This window comes from Clostridium sp. AM54-37XD (assembly GCF_003478225.1).
GTDB lineage: Bacteria > Bacillota > Clostridia > Lachnospirales > Lachnospiraceae > Coprococcus > Coprococcus ammoniilyticus.
In genome coordinates, this window is the sequence record NZ_QUEV01000010.1 from 79,997 (window position 1) to 95,090 (window position 15,094).

A 15,094-nucleotide genomic window follows, 5' to 3' on the forward strand; every position below is an offset into this window, starting at 1 on the left:
ATAAACCTCAAAACAGCCATCTTTAATTGTGCAGTCTGCGGATAAGCTTGAATACCACTGAATTCTGATAGATCATCGGTGCATTCTGCGCATAGAAAATAATTCCATCTGTCGGTGCGTAAATATCGGCTGCGATCTCTCCGGTCATCGGATTTATAACATTTGCAATAACATTTCCCCGAACCACTTCATCTCCCGGACTTACAAACCGCTTTAAAAAACCACCGGATTTATCTGACTTTACAGACAGCAGTTCCTCCTCATCAAGAACAGTCGATATATAACCTGCATGACAGTTGTACCGGATGATTCCCATTCTGGTCAGGAATCGGAGTACCGCTGAAACCGCATGTGCTGCACTCTCACTGTCAATCTTCTCCGTCACACCGGAATACACAGAAAACGCCTCGGTTCCTCCGATCTGCCAGTTATAATTTAAAGTTGCCTTATCATATGCCCTCGGTTCTGCTGTCAGAACATAAGGAAGACCAAACAGATTGGCCAGACTGGTACTCTGCTTTCCAGTCTCCATCATTCTGACATGCGGGATAAATTCTCCATCCATATAAAAGCTTGCAAACTGTATTCCATACGCATAATCTTTTACATGATCCATAACCGCTGCCGCTATCCTGCTGGTCGCCTGTCCTTCCGGATTTCCCGGAAAAGCACGGTTCACATCAGAATTATCAGAGATCCAGTATTTCTTACCGACATTAAAGGAACTGTAATTTAAGGATGGAATCAGCAGTATCTGTTTTCCCGATACGATTGCTCCTCTTGTCTCAAGTTCACTTAATTTTTTTGACAGCAGGGAGCAGATGTATAACTGCTGGAATTCATTTCCGCGCATAGCGCCCATGATACATGCCGCCTTTTCTCCTGTTCCGAAGCTGAAGCCTTTAATGGAATATTCTCCACGATAGGCGGTGTTCATCGTATATATAATCTCTTTACGCATTATTTGTCACACCTCCAAATATTCTGGCAACCAGCGAACCTTCCTCGATCACCGGATAAGCACGAAGTGAGAATACCACGCCTCTTCTTGGTGACAGGATCGTCTCTTCGACAGAACCGGTCAGTACATTGACGATCTGTCCGATCACATCTCCCTTTTCAACTACGCCTGAGTGCTTTACCTTTGGTATAAAGATTCCACTGCTCTCCGCATTCACAAAAGAGACATCCGTATCTCTGGCGATCTTCGGCATATGTGTATTATAAGCACAGCCATCCCAGATTCCCATATATTCCATCAATGAAAACAGGCCCTCAACAATCTGATCTGCATAGTCGTAATCGATCATAAGTGCGACACCGGATTCTACGACCATACTCTTAACTCCGATCTCATTTAACGAGTATGCAAGGCTTCCTTCCATAACGGTAGAGGATGGATGCACCCATACAACATCGGTATTCATTCTTGCAGCATATGGCAGGATATCATCTGCAATGTCCGAATTTACCCGTACCTGTGGCAGCTCTTTTAAATATACACTGCTGGAATGCAGATCGACGCAGATATCTGAACCTTTAATATCCTGCAGCACAAGTGCCGCCGTATACTCCCCGACCGTTCCTTCTGTAGAACCCGGAAACAATGTGTTCATATCAATATCAAACACGGGAACATCTCTCACCTGTGCTTCTAAGCCCATTGGATTAATAAACGGATATATGTCCACGATTCCTTTTAATTTATCAAAATCCTTTTTGATCCGTCGGATCACCTCATAGCAGATATACTGTCCTGCCACTTCATCTCCATGTACACCGGATACAATACTTAATCTTTTTTCTTTTCCTGTGGCAAAATCGGGAGCCAGACGATTTTTCTTTACCCGCATTACCTCATCGATCAGCATATCTGCTGACGCTACTGTTTCTATCATTTCTTCTTCCTTTACAGCAAAAAACAGAGCCCCCATGGCGCTCTGTTTTGTTTTTTTATTTATTAGGATCCCTGTCTTATACAGGATTTCCATTTTTTATTTCAGCACCTTATCTATTATACACGTTTCTCTCATTATACGTCAACAAACAAGGAACTTTTTATACACATCATGCTCTTTTTCGATATTCGATCCGGAGCTTATCTGCGATCAGTGCAATAAATTCTGAATTCGTTGGTTTTCCTTTACCAGCATTCACCGTATATCCAAAAATATCATTGATCACATCGATCTGTCCTCTGCTCCATGCAACCTCGATCGCATGACGAATCGCACGTTCTACGCTGGATGATGTCGTTTTATATTTCTTTGCAATCGTCGGATATAAAAGCTTCGTTATGTAATTCAACATATTGACATCGTTTACTGCCATAATGATTCCTTCACGAATATATTGATAACCCTTTATATTAGCCGGAATTCCTATATCCCTGATAATATCCGTTACATCACTCTCAATATTATTCGCTGCACCAGACAGTCCCTCTCTATTCTGGATGCAGATCAGATCTTTTGAGATCTCAGTCTGTACCTCTTTTCTTCTGTTGTAAATCTGATGAATTCTTGCAATGAGCTGCTCAGAATTATATGGTTTCAATACATAAAAAGATGCCCCCAGTTCGAACGCGCACCGTATCAGTCTCTGCGAACCAACCGATGTTACAATGACAAATAATGTATCTGGGCATTCGCCTGATTCCCGGATCTGTTCCATTACCCCTAATCCATCCAGAACCGGAAGACAGATATCTAAAAGTACAACATCTGGCTGATATTTTTTTATTGATTCGATCGCACTCTCCCCATCACTTACCTTATCAAGAACCCTCATCCCTGTTCTTGTGTTCGCTGCTGTAAGCTGACGTGCTATTAATTCACAGTCGCTATCAGCAATAATAATACTGATTTCTTGATTGTTCATTATTCAATCCCCCTTAATCTTTTTTGTTTGAAAAATCGACTGTTTCTAAAGTATATTTGTGATTTCGACAAATGTCAAGAACTTACCAGGTTCACAGAACCCCCTCTGATAAGTGAATTTTTATCCATTTTTCGACATATTTCGTCGTCACCTGATGGAATGCACCATATTTCTAAGAAATACTTTGCAGGGAATACTCCGTTTTCTGAAGCATACTGCGATTATCCAGTCGAATTTTGTCTGCAATCAATGCAATAAATTCCGAATTTGTCGGTTTGCCCTTTCCCGCATGGATCGTATATCCAAATAATTCATTGATCGTATCCATACTGCCTCTACCCCAGGCAACCTCGATTGCATGACGGATCGCACGTTCCACTCTGGAGGCTGTCGTTCCATATTCCTCTGCAATCGATGGGTACAACTGCTTTGTAATTGAATTCAGGATGTCCATATCGTGAACTGCCATCAGGATCGCACTGCGAAGATACTGATATCCTTTTATATGTGCAGGGACGCCAATCTCATGTATGATATCAGTCACTACAGCTTCCAGCATGGTTCCATCCGAACCTGTTTCCACCAATTTCTGATAATTATCATTTCTTTTAGCCTTCATAACATCCTCAATAATCTCCCGGATCTTTCGTTCATCATATGGCACATCAAGAATTCGCAATACAAGGCGGTCTGCGATCTTATAGTAGATGAAGTCCAGATATTCTTTATGTGTTTTCGATCCGCACAGAAGAATCCTTGTATTCTTCAGATTCTTATAGTGCATGATTTCTTCTGTTATCTCCAGTATATCTTTGCCCGGCAAAACCTCATCCATGATCACAACATCCGGTTCCCGTTCCAGAATCTTCTTCACGGCTTCCTGTCCACTGTCACATATCCCCGAAACTTCATACCCCGGAATCGACTTCACGATAGATACAAGCTGTTCCACTTCTCTTTTGTCGCGCTTTACTATCATTATTTTTACATAATTCATAATGTCCCTCCTGCTCTTCTGCCTTGGACAACATTATATCTCTATGATACCTGCTTTGGAATATACTTCTCTCCGCAAGTTGCGACAGCTTTTCGCCTCTGTGGAACAATTTTGTACCATCTCGACATTTTCCAAGCAGAACTCCGTAGAATTATGTCTGATCTGTGTAATAAAAAAGAAGATGATGTTCCATCTTCCTTTTTTCTCTATGCCCGCCTAGGCTCCGTCCGGATTAAAAGAGTTCTTTATATATCTTGTAAACTCTGTCCCGGTCAAGTTCTACAAAGTTATTCGCCATCAGACGGCCCTGATTCGTCATAACGGAATCGGTAAATTCGACAAGATCCTGCTCCGTTACCCCATATTCATGCAATGCTTTCTTTGGAATCAGAATATTTAAAAGATCCTCCAGAGACTCATAGACATTTTCGACATCACAGCCAAGGATATCTGCAATAAATGCATTTAATTTTGCAATTTCTCCATCCTGTCTGATCTCCATATAATTCTTCATGACTCCGGTAAACATGGCATAGTTCGATTCTCCATGCGCAACATGATAGGTTGCTCCAAGCGGATAGCTTAAGGCATGTACTGCCGCACAGCCAGCATTGCCAAATGCGATTCCGGCGTAGTTTGAAGCTACAAGGAAACGGTCTAACAATGGAATTCTTGCCTCCGGTCCTTTCTCACGGATCTCCATATATCCATGAAGGATCATATCGATCGCCTTATAGCCAAACATACGTGTATATTCATTTCCTTTCGGAGACAAACTGGACTCTACAGCATGGACAAGGGCATCGATCGAACTGGTTGCAAAGAAGCGGAACGGAAGGCCCTTTAACAGCTCCGGTATCAGGACCGCAGAATCTCCATACATCTCATCGACTGCCAGTCCCTTTTTCGTTCCCCTGCTGTTTAATGCAAGGATCGCTATATTTGTTACCTCTGAACCGGTTCCACAGGTAGTTGGGACCAGTACCAGTTCTTTATCTTTTTCTATCGGAAGCTTGCCATCATACAGATCAAGAATCGGGGATACATACTTTAATGCAAACAGCTTTGAAATATCAATTACCGTTCCTCCACCGATTGCTATAATTCTTTTATGTTCACCCTTTATATCCTTATAAATTGCCTCCGCCATATCATCTGAAGGCTCACCTGCACCATATTTTTCCTGAAAGATAACATCACATTCCAGATCCATCTTTCCAAAAAACGGTTCATAGATATATTCATTTGTAATTACCAGATCACCTTTTTCGATATGGAATTCATCAGCAAATTCCTTACATGTGTCATACTTATAAATCGTTGGTTTGAGCATTAACTGTTTCATACGTATCCTCCATTCATTTTCTCTGATATTTCTGTACCAAAATTTTTGCTCACATTGTACCACTATAGAATGAAATTACAATTACCCAAAAAGAGCATCTTTTTTACTCTTCTGTATCATCAAATGCCTGAATATATCCAACGGTTTCATTGTTTCGATCCATCGAATAGGAAGGATCGATGACTGCCTGTATAAAATCTGCACCTCCGGATTCGATCGGTACCACCTTTAAGCCCAACTGCTTCTCTACCTGTGCAACTGTCATATCATCTAAAAATACCTGTTCTCCCATTCGCAGCATATTCGATGGAATGAGCAGCGCTTCTCCCAGATCATCTCCTGCTGCCTGCCGCTCTTTTAACTGGGTCGTCAGATCAATGCCTGTGATCAGTCCGGATACTGTGATTGTTTCTCCAAAGAAGTCATTCCGGATGCAATATACACGGATCGTAAGTCCTGGATATGCCTGCATCAGCCTTGCTGCAAAGTCTACAACCGTACTATATGTCAGTTTTCCGGTTGCCATACAGATCGTACGGCGGAATGTTCCTTTCTGTTCCTGATATTCCGGTGAAGCCAGCAGCTCCTGATAGGCTTCATCAAATTCCTCTAAAAACAAACGCATCATTCCAACGCCATTTTCAAGCTGGATATAACCATCATAGCGTTCTGCTTCCGGAAATTCCCGTCCGGCCGTTATATACCACTCATCACTTGCATGAATAAAATGAAGCGAATACCTTTCATAGAATTTTTTCTGATAACTCTCGATCAGATCGATAACCTGTCCCGCTTCTTCCTTTGTAAATAATTCTAATGGGTACAAACCTTTTCGGAATTTCGTAAGTCCGGCAGGAACAACGGATACACTCCGCATAAATGGCAGATACTTTCCAAGATCCCGGATACTCCGTTCCAACTCTGCCCCGTCATTTACACGCTTGCAGAGAACGATCTGCCCATTCATCTCTACATGCCCTTCAAAAAGACGATCCAGATATTTCAGCCGGTCACCTGCAAAACGATTATGCAACATCTTGCAGCGAAGCTCCGGATTGGTCGTCTGAACCGATATATTGATCGGTGCAAGCTGCATCTTGATGATACGATCCACATCCTCATCTGTCATATTTGTAAGCGTGATATAATTGCCCTGCAAAAAAGACAACCGGGAATCATCATCCTTAAAATAAAGTGTCTCTCTCATCCCCGGCGGCATCTGATCAATAAAACAGAACATGCATTTATTGGTACAGGAACGATAATCGCTCATAAGACCGTTTTCAAATTCCATCCCAAGATCATCATCATAATCCTTCTCGATCTCAAGCAGCCATTCTTCTCCATATGATTTACGGATCAACACCTCTATATATTCATCTTTGATCATATAACGATAATCAAATACATCTTTTATTTCTTTATCGTTGATTGCAAGCAGATAATCACCCGGTTCTATTTCCATCTCTTCTGCAATGGAGCCCGGATAGACTACCGTAATTAAATGTTCTATTTTCTTCACAGTTATTCCTCATCATTTTCTAATGTATCTTCCCCATTATACCATTGCAAAATAAAAAAGAAAGATGATAAATATGCAAAAACGATGCTTTTTTGAGAATTTTTGTATGCTTCTGTGGCGTATCCTTCTGTACATAAACAAAAGACAAAGGAGCGAACATCATGTTGCATATATTTGGAACTGTAATTAAGAAAAAGAAGGTCATAATTCTGGGGATCATCTATATACTGTTACTGATACTTGTAATCCTTGCAGGAAAGGCAAAAAAAATGAAACTTCAGGAACAGGTCTCCCAGTCAGACTCCAGTCCCATCACAACAGAACAGATTTCTGTCTCCGAAGATTCCACCGAGAAAACCAAAGCATCCTCCGGCAGCTATTCTTCCTTTGATACTGCATCCGTTTTACAAACGCTTGCCTCCGCAACAGAAGCAAAAAACAACGGGCTGCTGACACTGGTCAATATGTCTCATACCCTGCCAGCCGACTGGACCGTTGATCTGGTCGAACTGCGAAACGATCAGTCGATCGACCGCCGTGCTTATGACGGGCTTCAAAAAATGATGGACGATGCAAGAGCCGAAGGTCTTGACCCTCTGATCTGCTCTTCCTACCGTACAAATGAAACACAGGAACGGCTCTATACAAATAAAAAGAATTCTTATCTGGAGCAGGGTTACAGCGAAGATGATGCTACAGCCCTTGCTGCTACCTGGGTTGCCTATCCCGGTACCAGCGAACACCAGCTCGGCCTTACCGTTGATATCTGTTCCATTGGCAACCAGGAGCTGGATTCCTCCCAGGAAGATACCGCCACCCAGCAATGGCTGATGGCAAACTGTTATAAATACGGCTTCATCCTCCGTTATCCGGCAGATAAATCCGATATAACAGAAATCTCTTATGAACCCTGGCATTACCGCTATGTTGGTGTTGAAGCTGCTACAGAAATGTACCAGAAGCATCTTTGTTTAGAGGAATATCTGGAACAGCATACCAATTAAAAAAGCAGTTCAGTCTCCGGTGCTCTGTTCTTCACCATCCAGACTGGACTGCTTTTTATTTATATTCTTATTCTGCCGGAATAAATGGAAGGTCGATCGGTTGATCTGCTTTTGTGGATGGATCCGTTGTAGCTTCTGTCGTAGCCTCCGTTGTCTTCTCTTCCGTCGTTTTCTCTTCCGTTGTACGCTCTTCTGTCGTCTTTTCTTCGGTTGTCTTTTCCTCGGTCGTACGTTCTTCCGTCGTCTTTTCCTCAGTCGTCTTCTCTTCGGTTGTCTCCTCCTCGGTTGTCTTCTCTTCTGTCGTCTTTTCTTCCGTTGACGGCTCTTCGGTTACGATCGGCTTCTGTTCCTCGGTCGTTACAACCGGAAGTTCATCTTCGGTTCCCGCTGCCGTTGTTACCTCATACGTCGTAGAGGCTTCCGTAGAGTAAGATGTGTGTGAATCATAGGTATTATATTCCGATGTTACTTCTATTTCTTCTTCATTCTCGGAATCGTCATTAATATTTGTAGTTGGCAAAGGCTCTTCTGTAACAATATTTACTTTCTTCTCCTCAGTAGAACTCTCTTCCTGTTGCGTCTCCTGCTTTGCCTTTTCATATTTTGCTTTATTTGTCTGAAAGAACACACCAAAGAAGGTATATTCACATATGATAAGTACAGCAAGCACTGCAACTATGATCTTCAGTATATTATCCTTCCTCCAGAACCGTTTCTTTGCAGGAACTTCATCCGTTTCCGGAACATCTGTCTGATCTGTCTCTTCCGGCTCGGTTTCATCTATATCTTCTGTCTCTATGATCCCACTTACTTCATCTATATCTTCTGTTTCAAATATTTCTGAGTTATCCGTATGAATCTTTTTATCCATATGTACCTCCGACTATTATTATCCATTCTGGCACATTTTATACATGCCCTTTACCTGTTGGTTACAAACACGTCTTATAGTATAATACACCGCACAAAATCTGTAAAATCATTTTACGAAAAATTATAAATCTTTTACATTTTTGTTACATTTGCAGTGTCAGGTCCGGAGCGAATCAAAGGTATTATACACATTCAGGATTCCATAGCCCCACTCCGGGTTCGGATATTCCCTTGCAAACAGATATCCCTCTGTATCGTTCATGACATATGAAAACGGACTTCCTGCCGTTCCCGGACGAACTGCTCCCCGAATAAAATAATTACGGATCTGATTTCCATTTACAAACCGTGCCAGATCCCGGTCTCTTGCCCATTGCAGGATTAATGCCGCACACCCGGCACAATGCGCTGCTGCAACAGAAGTACCCGTTTTCCTGACAAATGTTCCTGCTCTGCCCGGACCATATACATCAACACCCGGAGCAACAAAATCCGGCTTGATATCATCTGCCGCCGTATATCCCCTGCTTCCATCCAGAAACAGTGTATCCGAATAATGATCATATGCCCCCACTCCCATCGGAACTACTCCTGTAGCCGGATTCACAAGCGTTGTTTCAGGCGTTGGTCTTATAAACCGGGTATCCGGGGAAAGAAATGCCGTGATCGGCAGCCATGCATGAAAGGTCTTCTCCGTATCACCGCTTCCATATACCCGGATCCGCCACAGACCATTTGGCGGATCAAAAAAGCGCATCATGATCAGTTCTTCTCCCGACTGATCCTCCACAAGAAAATAATCGATATATATGATCCCACCACCAAAAACCGGACGTATGACTTCACTTTTATCAAAGCGGGGAGTAATCTGACTTACAAACTCCCCACCCGGAATCTCAAATGCCACAGAATATGTATTGGGAACCGCTCCCCAGATTTCAAGTGTAAAGCTGTTATTTCCCGTAACATTAATCTCCATTTCCGTATAAGTGCTTCCCCCTTCGATTCTGCCTCTGAAATGATGCCCTGCAATTCCCTCATTTCCTGCCGGAACGGACACAGCGACTCCGGTCATGATACCAACATTTGAAAGCAGTGCTTCTAATGCAGAAGAACCAGTATGGCTCCCACTGTTCGAACCAACTCCAATCAGGATCGATATATTTTTCCGAAGTCTGCTTGCCTGTCTCCGCAGAAATGCTACCCCCATCATAATATCATTTTCCTGATATGCTTCTACGTCCTCCGGCACACCATATAATCCTCGCAGATTATTCTTTGCCTGCTTTAATTTTACAATCACATATTCTGCTTCCGGCGCCACTCCTGTGAAATCAGCTGTCCGTTTTCCTGCTGCAATCCCTGCAAGAAAGGTTCCATGTCCATTTGCATCTGTCAGGATATCCGCTTCATTTCGTATGGCTTCATTAATATCCTCCTGCTGATATACCGTTCCATATCCGGGATTTTCTTCCTGATCTGACGGTCCCGGCACGGACTGATCCCATGCTGCAATAATTCTTGTATTTCCGGCAGCATCCAGAAACAGATCATTCCGAATATCAATCCCGGTATCAATAATTCCGATCAGAATTCCCTTTCCGGTAAGTCCAAGGATCGATTCCTGCTGTATATTCACAGCTCCGACTGCTTCTACACTACTGGTATCCATCAGCCCATACAATTTGGGGAAAAGTGTATATTCCAGTCTGGAAAAGATCTGCATATAATCCTCCGGCTTCTCCCTGTATAAAACAGCAAACCGCTCATCAATAAAGAGCAGGCAGCCGTTTTCTCTGTAAATATCTAAAACAGCTTCCCGCTCTTCGTTGTATTCAATCAGATAGTCTGCATAATCTTCCCTGTACGCTACATTTTCACATTCCATTTTGATTCCCATCGTATGCTTTTCGTATACAGTCTATTCCGTCTGATTTCTTTCTATACCTTTTTTTGCACCTGTTATATGATCGGCCCCTGCAGCTTCTTATCCACTTGTTCCTTCAGTATATCAAACTGACATGGACCTGTTTCCAGAATAATCGTGTTAAATGTTTTCAGGTCAAAGTCATCTCCCATTTTCTCTTCTGCATAATCCCGCAGTTCTTTCATTTCATAATATCCGGTCGAATAACTCTGATATACTGCCGGATCTCCGACCATTGTCGTGTACAGCTCCTGTGCAGCACTGCCATCCATTCCATTCTTTGTCAGATAATCGGCTGTATCCTGCAACGTCCATCCCTCATAATTGATTCCCAGATCCACTCTTCCCATCATAAGATAACTCATCTCATCATTCAACTGGTAAAGGGCTGCAATGGTGTCTCCATATTCCGGTTCCTCATACTCATAGTAATATAAAGAATCATAACATGCATACATCGCCCAGCCTTCTTTATATCCTAAGAAGTTCATCAAAGTCCGGACCGGCTCTGGATCCGTTGACATATAATAAGCATTTTGCAGCATATGACCCGGATATCCCTCATGTGCCAGTGTCGTCCACATGCCATCCGTATGCAGACCATTCACCCGGATCAGATTATTATCCGGATCATCGATTGCCGGCGCCATATAATAAGCCAGTACATCATCCATGATCGTTTCGAGGTTCTTATCCAGCGCCTCTGCCTTATAGTTTATCGTTCCTGCATCCGGATAATGCTCTGATGCCGTTTCCATCATTTTATCGACCATTTCCGAAGCTGTCATCTGATCGGTTTCCGCAAATATTGAATCATAATTGGCAGCAAAATATTCATATGCCGCCTGATTTCCCAAATAATACTGATATAACGATACCATGAGTTTTTGAAGCTCTGTATCCAGCATATCGATTACCTCTTCCGGCGATTTGGCTGTTCCTGCAAAATTTTTCAGCAGATATTCATAATATTCCTTGCCACCATCATAGTTGCAGATACCACCATCATTGGTTCCGGTTCCCTTCAGACCGGAAAGCACCTCTGCAACATTCTCAAATGCCGGAAGCAGGAAATTCTCAACTGCCTGCTTATTAGCCTCCTTATATTCTGCCTTTTCCTCATCCGTCAGAAAGTCAAGCGCATCGATATTATCATTAAATGTTGTTACCATAAAATGATTTTCCTTATCTGCAACAAAATCCTGGCACTGACTGATGACTTTATCACAGACTGCATCACTCATAAAATAACCCTTTTCTGACTTTTCCCGTTCAAAATCCAGATACTCTGCAAAATAATCCGGAATCTGACCAATCAGTTCGATATAGCGTTCCACATCTTCCTTGTCATCAAACCGGTAATCTGTGAAATTCGTTGCAATATTGGCCTGAAGTCCACGCATCGGGGAAAATGGCTCATACAGATATACATTATCAAAAATTCCCGCAGACACTTCAAAATACTCATCCAGTACATCATAGGTCAGCTTCTGATCCTCTGTCAGGCAGGAACGGTCAATAGCATCCAGCTTCTTTACCCAGCCTTCAAACTCTTCTTTATCCTGTTCGATCTCCTCTGCTGTCATTCCCGGATCTCCCAGTGTGACCTCCGGTTCTTCCAGACCGTAATCCGCACCATCCTTGATCGTATAATTATAAGTCAGCGTGTCGTCCGTAACAACATCCTTAAAATAATCATCCAGATACTGTTCAAATTCCTGCTGCTCCTTCAGCGCATCCTCGGAGAAAGACTCCTGCGCCCTCTCTGTATTTTCCGTTGTATCGTTTTTGTCATTCAGATGTCTGCGCTCTCCCTGTGTCTCCCCACAGGCAGATAATCCAACCGCAAGAGAAATGCAGATAGCTGCAGCCATTACATTTTTACAGGTTCGTAATAATCTCTTTTTAAACATGCCCTGCTCCTTTTCGCTTTTTTTCATAGTATCACAGGATTCTGCGACCATCAAGGACTACCTTGATACAAGACTGCGGTATCAGCATCGGAAGAGTCCCTGATCATCTTTCTGCAATACATCTGTATTTTTCTTTTATCTTACCCAGAGATAACCATTTACATACTGGTGCCGCTGCAATACAACACATTCAAAAATTCCGGTAATGTTCCATTTCTGCTCTGCAATACCATCTCACGATCTAAAAATTATGATCCAATATAATAAAGGCTTAAAGACCGTATATTTTCTGTATACAATCTTTAAACCTTATTAATTACAGTATTTTTTCTTATTGCATCAATTATTATGATTGTTTTGTCGCACAGGCCTCGATCTGCATCGGCTCTACACCACGAAGCTCGATGATCGGATTGCCCTTGCCATTTACATAATCTCCGGTTATGATCACCCTGCCAATGCTATCATCTCTTGGGATCTGATACATGATATCCAGCATGAATTCCTCAATGATCGCCCGAAGCGCTCTTGCTCCTGTATTCTTTTCAAGTGCTTTTTCTGCGATCGCTTCATATGCAGAATCATCAAACTGAAGATCTACCTCATCCAGTGCCAGCAGCTTCTTATACTGTTTCAGGATTGCATTCTTCGGTTCCTTTAAGATCTTGATATACATATCCTTATCTAACGCATCCAATGTGAATAAGACAGGCAGTCTTCCAAGAAATTCCGGTATCATACCGAATTCCCTGAGATCCTCGTTGGTCACCTTCTTTAAGATATTCGGATCCTTGTCGTATTTGTCCTTCAGATCTGCGCGGAAACCGATCGAGGACTGTTTATTCAATCTTGCTTTAATGATATCTTCGATTGCCGGGAATGCCCCGCCACAAATAAATAAAATATTCTTTGTATTGACCGTTGTCATAGGAACCATTGCATTCTTGCTTCCGGAACCAACCGGAACCTCAACATCTGCGCCCTCCAACAGCTTTAACAAGCCCTGCTGAACGGATTCTCCACTCACATCACGGCTGTTGCTGTTCTGCTTCTTTGCGATCTTATCGATCTCATCGATAAATACGATTCCCTTTTCTGCTTTTTCAACATCATTATCAGCGGCTGCCAACAGCTTTGACAATACGCTTTCTACGTCATCACCGATATAACCGGCTTCCGTAAGTGTGGTCGCATCTGTGATCGCAAGCGGTACATTCAACAGCTTTGCGATCGTTTTTACAATATAAGTCTTACCACAGCCTGTCGGCCCTACCATCAGCATATTGGATTTCTCAATCTCGATATCATCCATGGAATCTGTCAGTACACGCTTATAATGGTTATATACTGCAACAGACATTACCTTCTTGGCATATTCCTGACCGATCACATATTCATCTAACATTGCTTTGATCTTATGCGGTGCAGGGATCGTTGCAAGTGTCATTTCCTGCTCTTTTTTCCTCGGCTTTGCCGCTTTCTTCTTCACCTTCTGTTTATCCGGTATATCATTCATTCCCATCAGTCTGCTCATATCAATATTTCCCATATTGGAAAGATTGGAGAGATCCAGGAACTGCATTCCGCCAAATCCGCCCTGATTCAGATTATCAAAGGTCTTCTGCATACAGTCTGCACAGATATGTATATTGCCCGGCATATCGATCAGCTTTCCGGCAACACTTTCCGGTCTTCTGCAGAGATAACAATATTTCTCGTATTCATCCTCATGCTTATCTTCTGTTTTATGATCATCAGCCACCGTCTGACTGGTCAGTTCTTTATTTTCATCATCATTTCTATAATCAGACATTTTCATCCTCCATACTTTTGTTTCCTGTCTAAAACAGCTATCTATATTAAATGATATAACTCTGCTACATGATACCACAGATTCCACCCATATGAAAACAGTATTATTTCTGGTAAAACGGTTAAATTTTTCTAAATAATTTTCTTATTGCCACCCTCGATTAATTAAATTAAGTACAGCTACTCTCATTCCTCCCTGTTTTCCTGTTCTTTCTTCAGATAATATACAAAATCTCCCATTCTGTTCCACTTGTAGAAATGAAACCGAGAATATGGTATCATATCTTTAGTTATATATGTATAGAATGGAGGGTTATACATGAAGAAATTATCAATTATTGTCCGTTCTGAAAAACTGGATGATGTAAAAGCCATTCTGGACGAATGCGGATCCACCGGTGCTACTGTATCAAATATTATGGGATATGGTAATCAGAAGGGTTATAAAACAACATACCGTGGAAGTGAATATGTGGTCAACCTGATTCCGAAGATCAAGATTGAAACCATCGTCAAGGATGATGTTGCCGATAACATCATCTTTAAGGTATGTGAAAAGATATCAACCGGAAAAGTCGGTGACGGCAAGATCTTCGTCTATGATGTTGCCGATGTCATCCGTATCCGTACCGGCGAACACGGTGACACCGCCTTATAACATCTACCTGTCATACAAATAAATCCGCTGTGCTATACCACACCTGTTATTACGCAAAACACTTTCGTTCTAGTCCTCGAGCAGCGGTACATAAAGCTGCAAAAGACGCAGCTTAAGTACCGGCCTCGGACAAGGGTTGCTTCATAACAGTGTAATATAGCAC

12 protein-coding genes are annotated in these 15,094 nt (G+C 42.3%); 2 read left to right on the plus strand and 10 right to left on the minus strand.

Annotation, left to right across the window (positions count from 1 at the left end; all coding sequences use genetic code 11):
• Window positions 1-22: 22 nt before the first annotated feature.
• The 6 genes from DXA07_RS10330 to DXA07_RS10355 all read right to left on the minus strand — a co-directional run bounded on the left by DXA07_RS10330 (window position 23) and on the right by DXA07_RS10355 (window position 6,744).
• Entirely contained in the window at window positions 23-961 is a 939-nt protein-coding gene (locus DXA07_RS10330) for a M14 family metallopeptidase (protein WP_118484530.1), read from the minus strand.
• A complete protein-coding gene (locus tag DXA07_RS10335; protein ID WP_117785519.1) occupies window positions 954-1,898 on the minus strand; it encodes a M14 family metallopeptidase in 945 nt (314 codons plus the stop codon). Before DXA07_RS10335 ends, DXA07_RS10330 begins: the two co-directional genes overlap by 8 nt.
• A 169-nt stretch (window positions 1,899-2,067) precedes the next feature.
• Window positions 2,068-2,880: a sporulation transcription factor Spo0A gene (spo0A, locus tag DXA07_RS10340; RefSeq protein WP_021944388.1), complete on the minus strand. Its 813-nt coding sequence runs from the start codon at window positions 2,878-2,880 to the stop codon at window positions 2,068-2,070.
• Between the two features lie 172 nt (window positions 2,881-3,052).
• Window positions 3,053-3,877: a sporulation transcription factor Spo0A gene (gene spo0A, locus DXA07_RS10345; RefSeq protein ID WP_118484532.1), complete on the minus strand. Its 825-nt coding sequence runs from the start codon at window positions 3,875-3,877 to the stop codon at window positions 3,053-3,055.
• Between the two features lie 232 nt (window positions 3,878-4,109).
• A complete protein-coding gene (locus tag DXA07_RS10350) occupies window positions 4,110-5,222 on the minus strand; it encodes a 4-hydroxybutyrate dehydrogenase (RefSeq protein ID WP_021944386.1) in 1,113 nt (370 codons plus the stop codon).
• 103 nt (window positions 5,223-5,325) lie between these two features.
• On the minus strand, window positions 5,326-6,744 hold the full coding sequence (locus tag DXA07_RS10355) for a DUF512 domain-containing protein (RefSeq protein WP_118484534.1): 1,419 nt from the start codon (window positions 6,742-6,744) through the stop codon (window positions 5,326-5,328).
• A 161-nt stretch (window positions 6,745-6,905) separates the two neighbouring features.
• Here DXA07_RS10355 and DXA07_RS10360 point away from each other — a divergent pair, with 161 nt between their 5' ends.
• The gene (locus DXA07_RS10360; protein WP_207663721.1) at window positions 6,906-7,748 is read left to right on the plus strand and encodes a M15 family metallopeptidase; all 843 of its coding nucleotides are present in this window, start codon (window positions 6,906-6,908) and stop codon (window positions 7,746-7,748) included.
• A gap of 67 nt (window positions 7,749-7,815) precedes the next feature.
• Here the strand turns inward: DXA07_RS10360 and DXA07_RS13100 are convergent, their stop codons facing one another.
• From DXA07_RS13100 to clpX, 4 genes are all read right to left on the minus strand, one after another.
• On the minus strand, window positions 7,816-8,619 hold the full coding sequence (locus tag DXA07_RS13100; protein WP_182427463.1) for a hypothetical protein: 804 nt from the start codon (window positions 8,617-8,619) through the stop codon (window positions 7,816-7,818).
• A 159-nt stretch (window positions 8,620-8,778) separates the two neighbouring features.
• Entirely contained in the window at window positions 8,779-10,521 is a 1,743-nt protein-coding gene (locus DXA07_RS10370) for a S8 family peptidase (protein WP_243013740.1), read from the minus strand.
• 62 nt (window positions 10,522-10,583) lie between these two features.
• Window positions 10,584-12,461, minus strand: a complete 1,878-nt coding sequence (locus DXA07_RS10375; protein ID WP_118484565.1) for a DUF885 domain-containing protein — start codon at window positions 12,459-12,461, stop codon at window positions 10,584-10,586.
• Between the two features lie 346 nt (window positions 12,462-12,807).
• Complete coding sequence (gene clpX / locus DXA07_RS10380) at window positions 12,808-14,274, minus strand: ATP-dependent Clp protease ATP-binding subunit ClpX (protein WP_118484536.1); 1,467 nt, start codon at window positions 14,272-14,274, stop codon at window positions 12,808-12,810.
• A gap of 318 nt (window positions 14,275-14,592) precedes the next feature.
• On the opposite strand from clpX, the gene DXA07_RS10385 reads away from it, so the two are divergent.
• A complete protein-coding gene (locus tag DXA07_RS10385) occupies window positions 14,593-14,931 on the plus strand; it encodes a P-II family nitrogen regulator (RefSeq protein WP_008402931.1) in 339 nt (112 codons plus the stop codon).
• The last annotated feature ends 163 nt before the right edge of the window (window positions 14,932-15,094 follow it).

Bases quoted from the DNA above. Each gene is read 5' to 3' on its own strand.
- DXA07_RS13100 (WP_182427463.1), bottom strand. From the start codon at position 8,619: ATGGATAAAAAGATTCATACGGATAACTCAGAAATATTTGAAACAGAA.
- DXA07_RS10350 (WP_021944386.1), bottom strand. From the start codon at position 5,222: ATGAAACAGTTAATGCTCAAACCAACGATTTATAAGTATGACACATGT.
- clpX (WP_118484536.1), bottom strand. From the start codon at position 14,274: ATGTCTGATTATAGAAATGATGATGAAAATAAAGAACTGACCAGTCAG.
- DXA07_RS10375 (WP_118484565.1), bottom strand. From the start codon at position 12,461: ATGTTTAAAAAGAGATTATTACGAACCTGTAAAAATGTAATGGCTGCA.
- spo0A (WP_021944388.1), bottom strand. From the start codon at position 2,880: ATGAACAATCAAGAAATCAGTATTATTATTGCTGATAGCGACTGTGAA.
- DXA07_RS10330 (WP_118484530.1), bottom strand. From the start codon at position 961: ATGCGTAAAGAGATTATATATACGATGAACACCGCCTATCGTGGAGAA.
- DXA07_RS10335 (WP_117785519.1), bottom strand. From the start codon at position 1,898: ATGATAGAAACAGTAGCGTCAGCAGATATGCTGATCGATGAGGTAATG.
- spo0A (WP_118484532.1), bottom strand. From the start codon at position 3,877: ATGAATTATGTAAAAATAATGATAGTAAAGCGCGACAAAAGAGAAGTG.
- DXA07_RS10360 (WP_207663721.1), top strand. From the start codon at position 6,906: ATGTTGCATATATTTGGAACTGTAATTAAGAAAAAGAAGGTCATAATT.
- DXA07_RS10385 (WP_008402931.1), top strand. From the start codon at position 14,593: ATGAAGAAATTATCAATTATTGTCCGTTCTGAAAAACTGGATGATGTA.
- DXA07_RS10370 (WP_243013740.1), bottom strand. From the start codon at position 10,521: ATGGGAATCAAAATGGAATGTGAAAATGTAGCGTACAGGGAAGATTAT.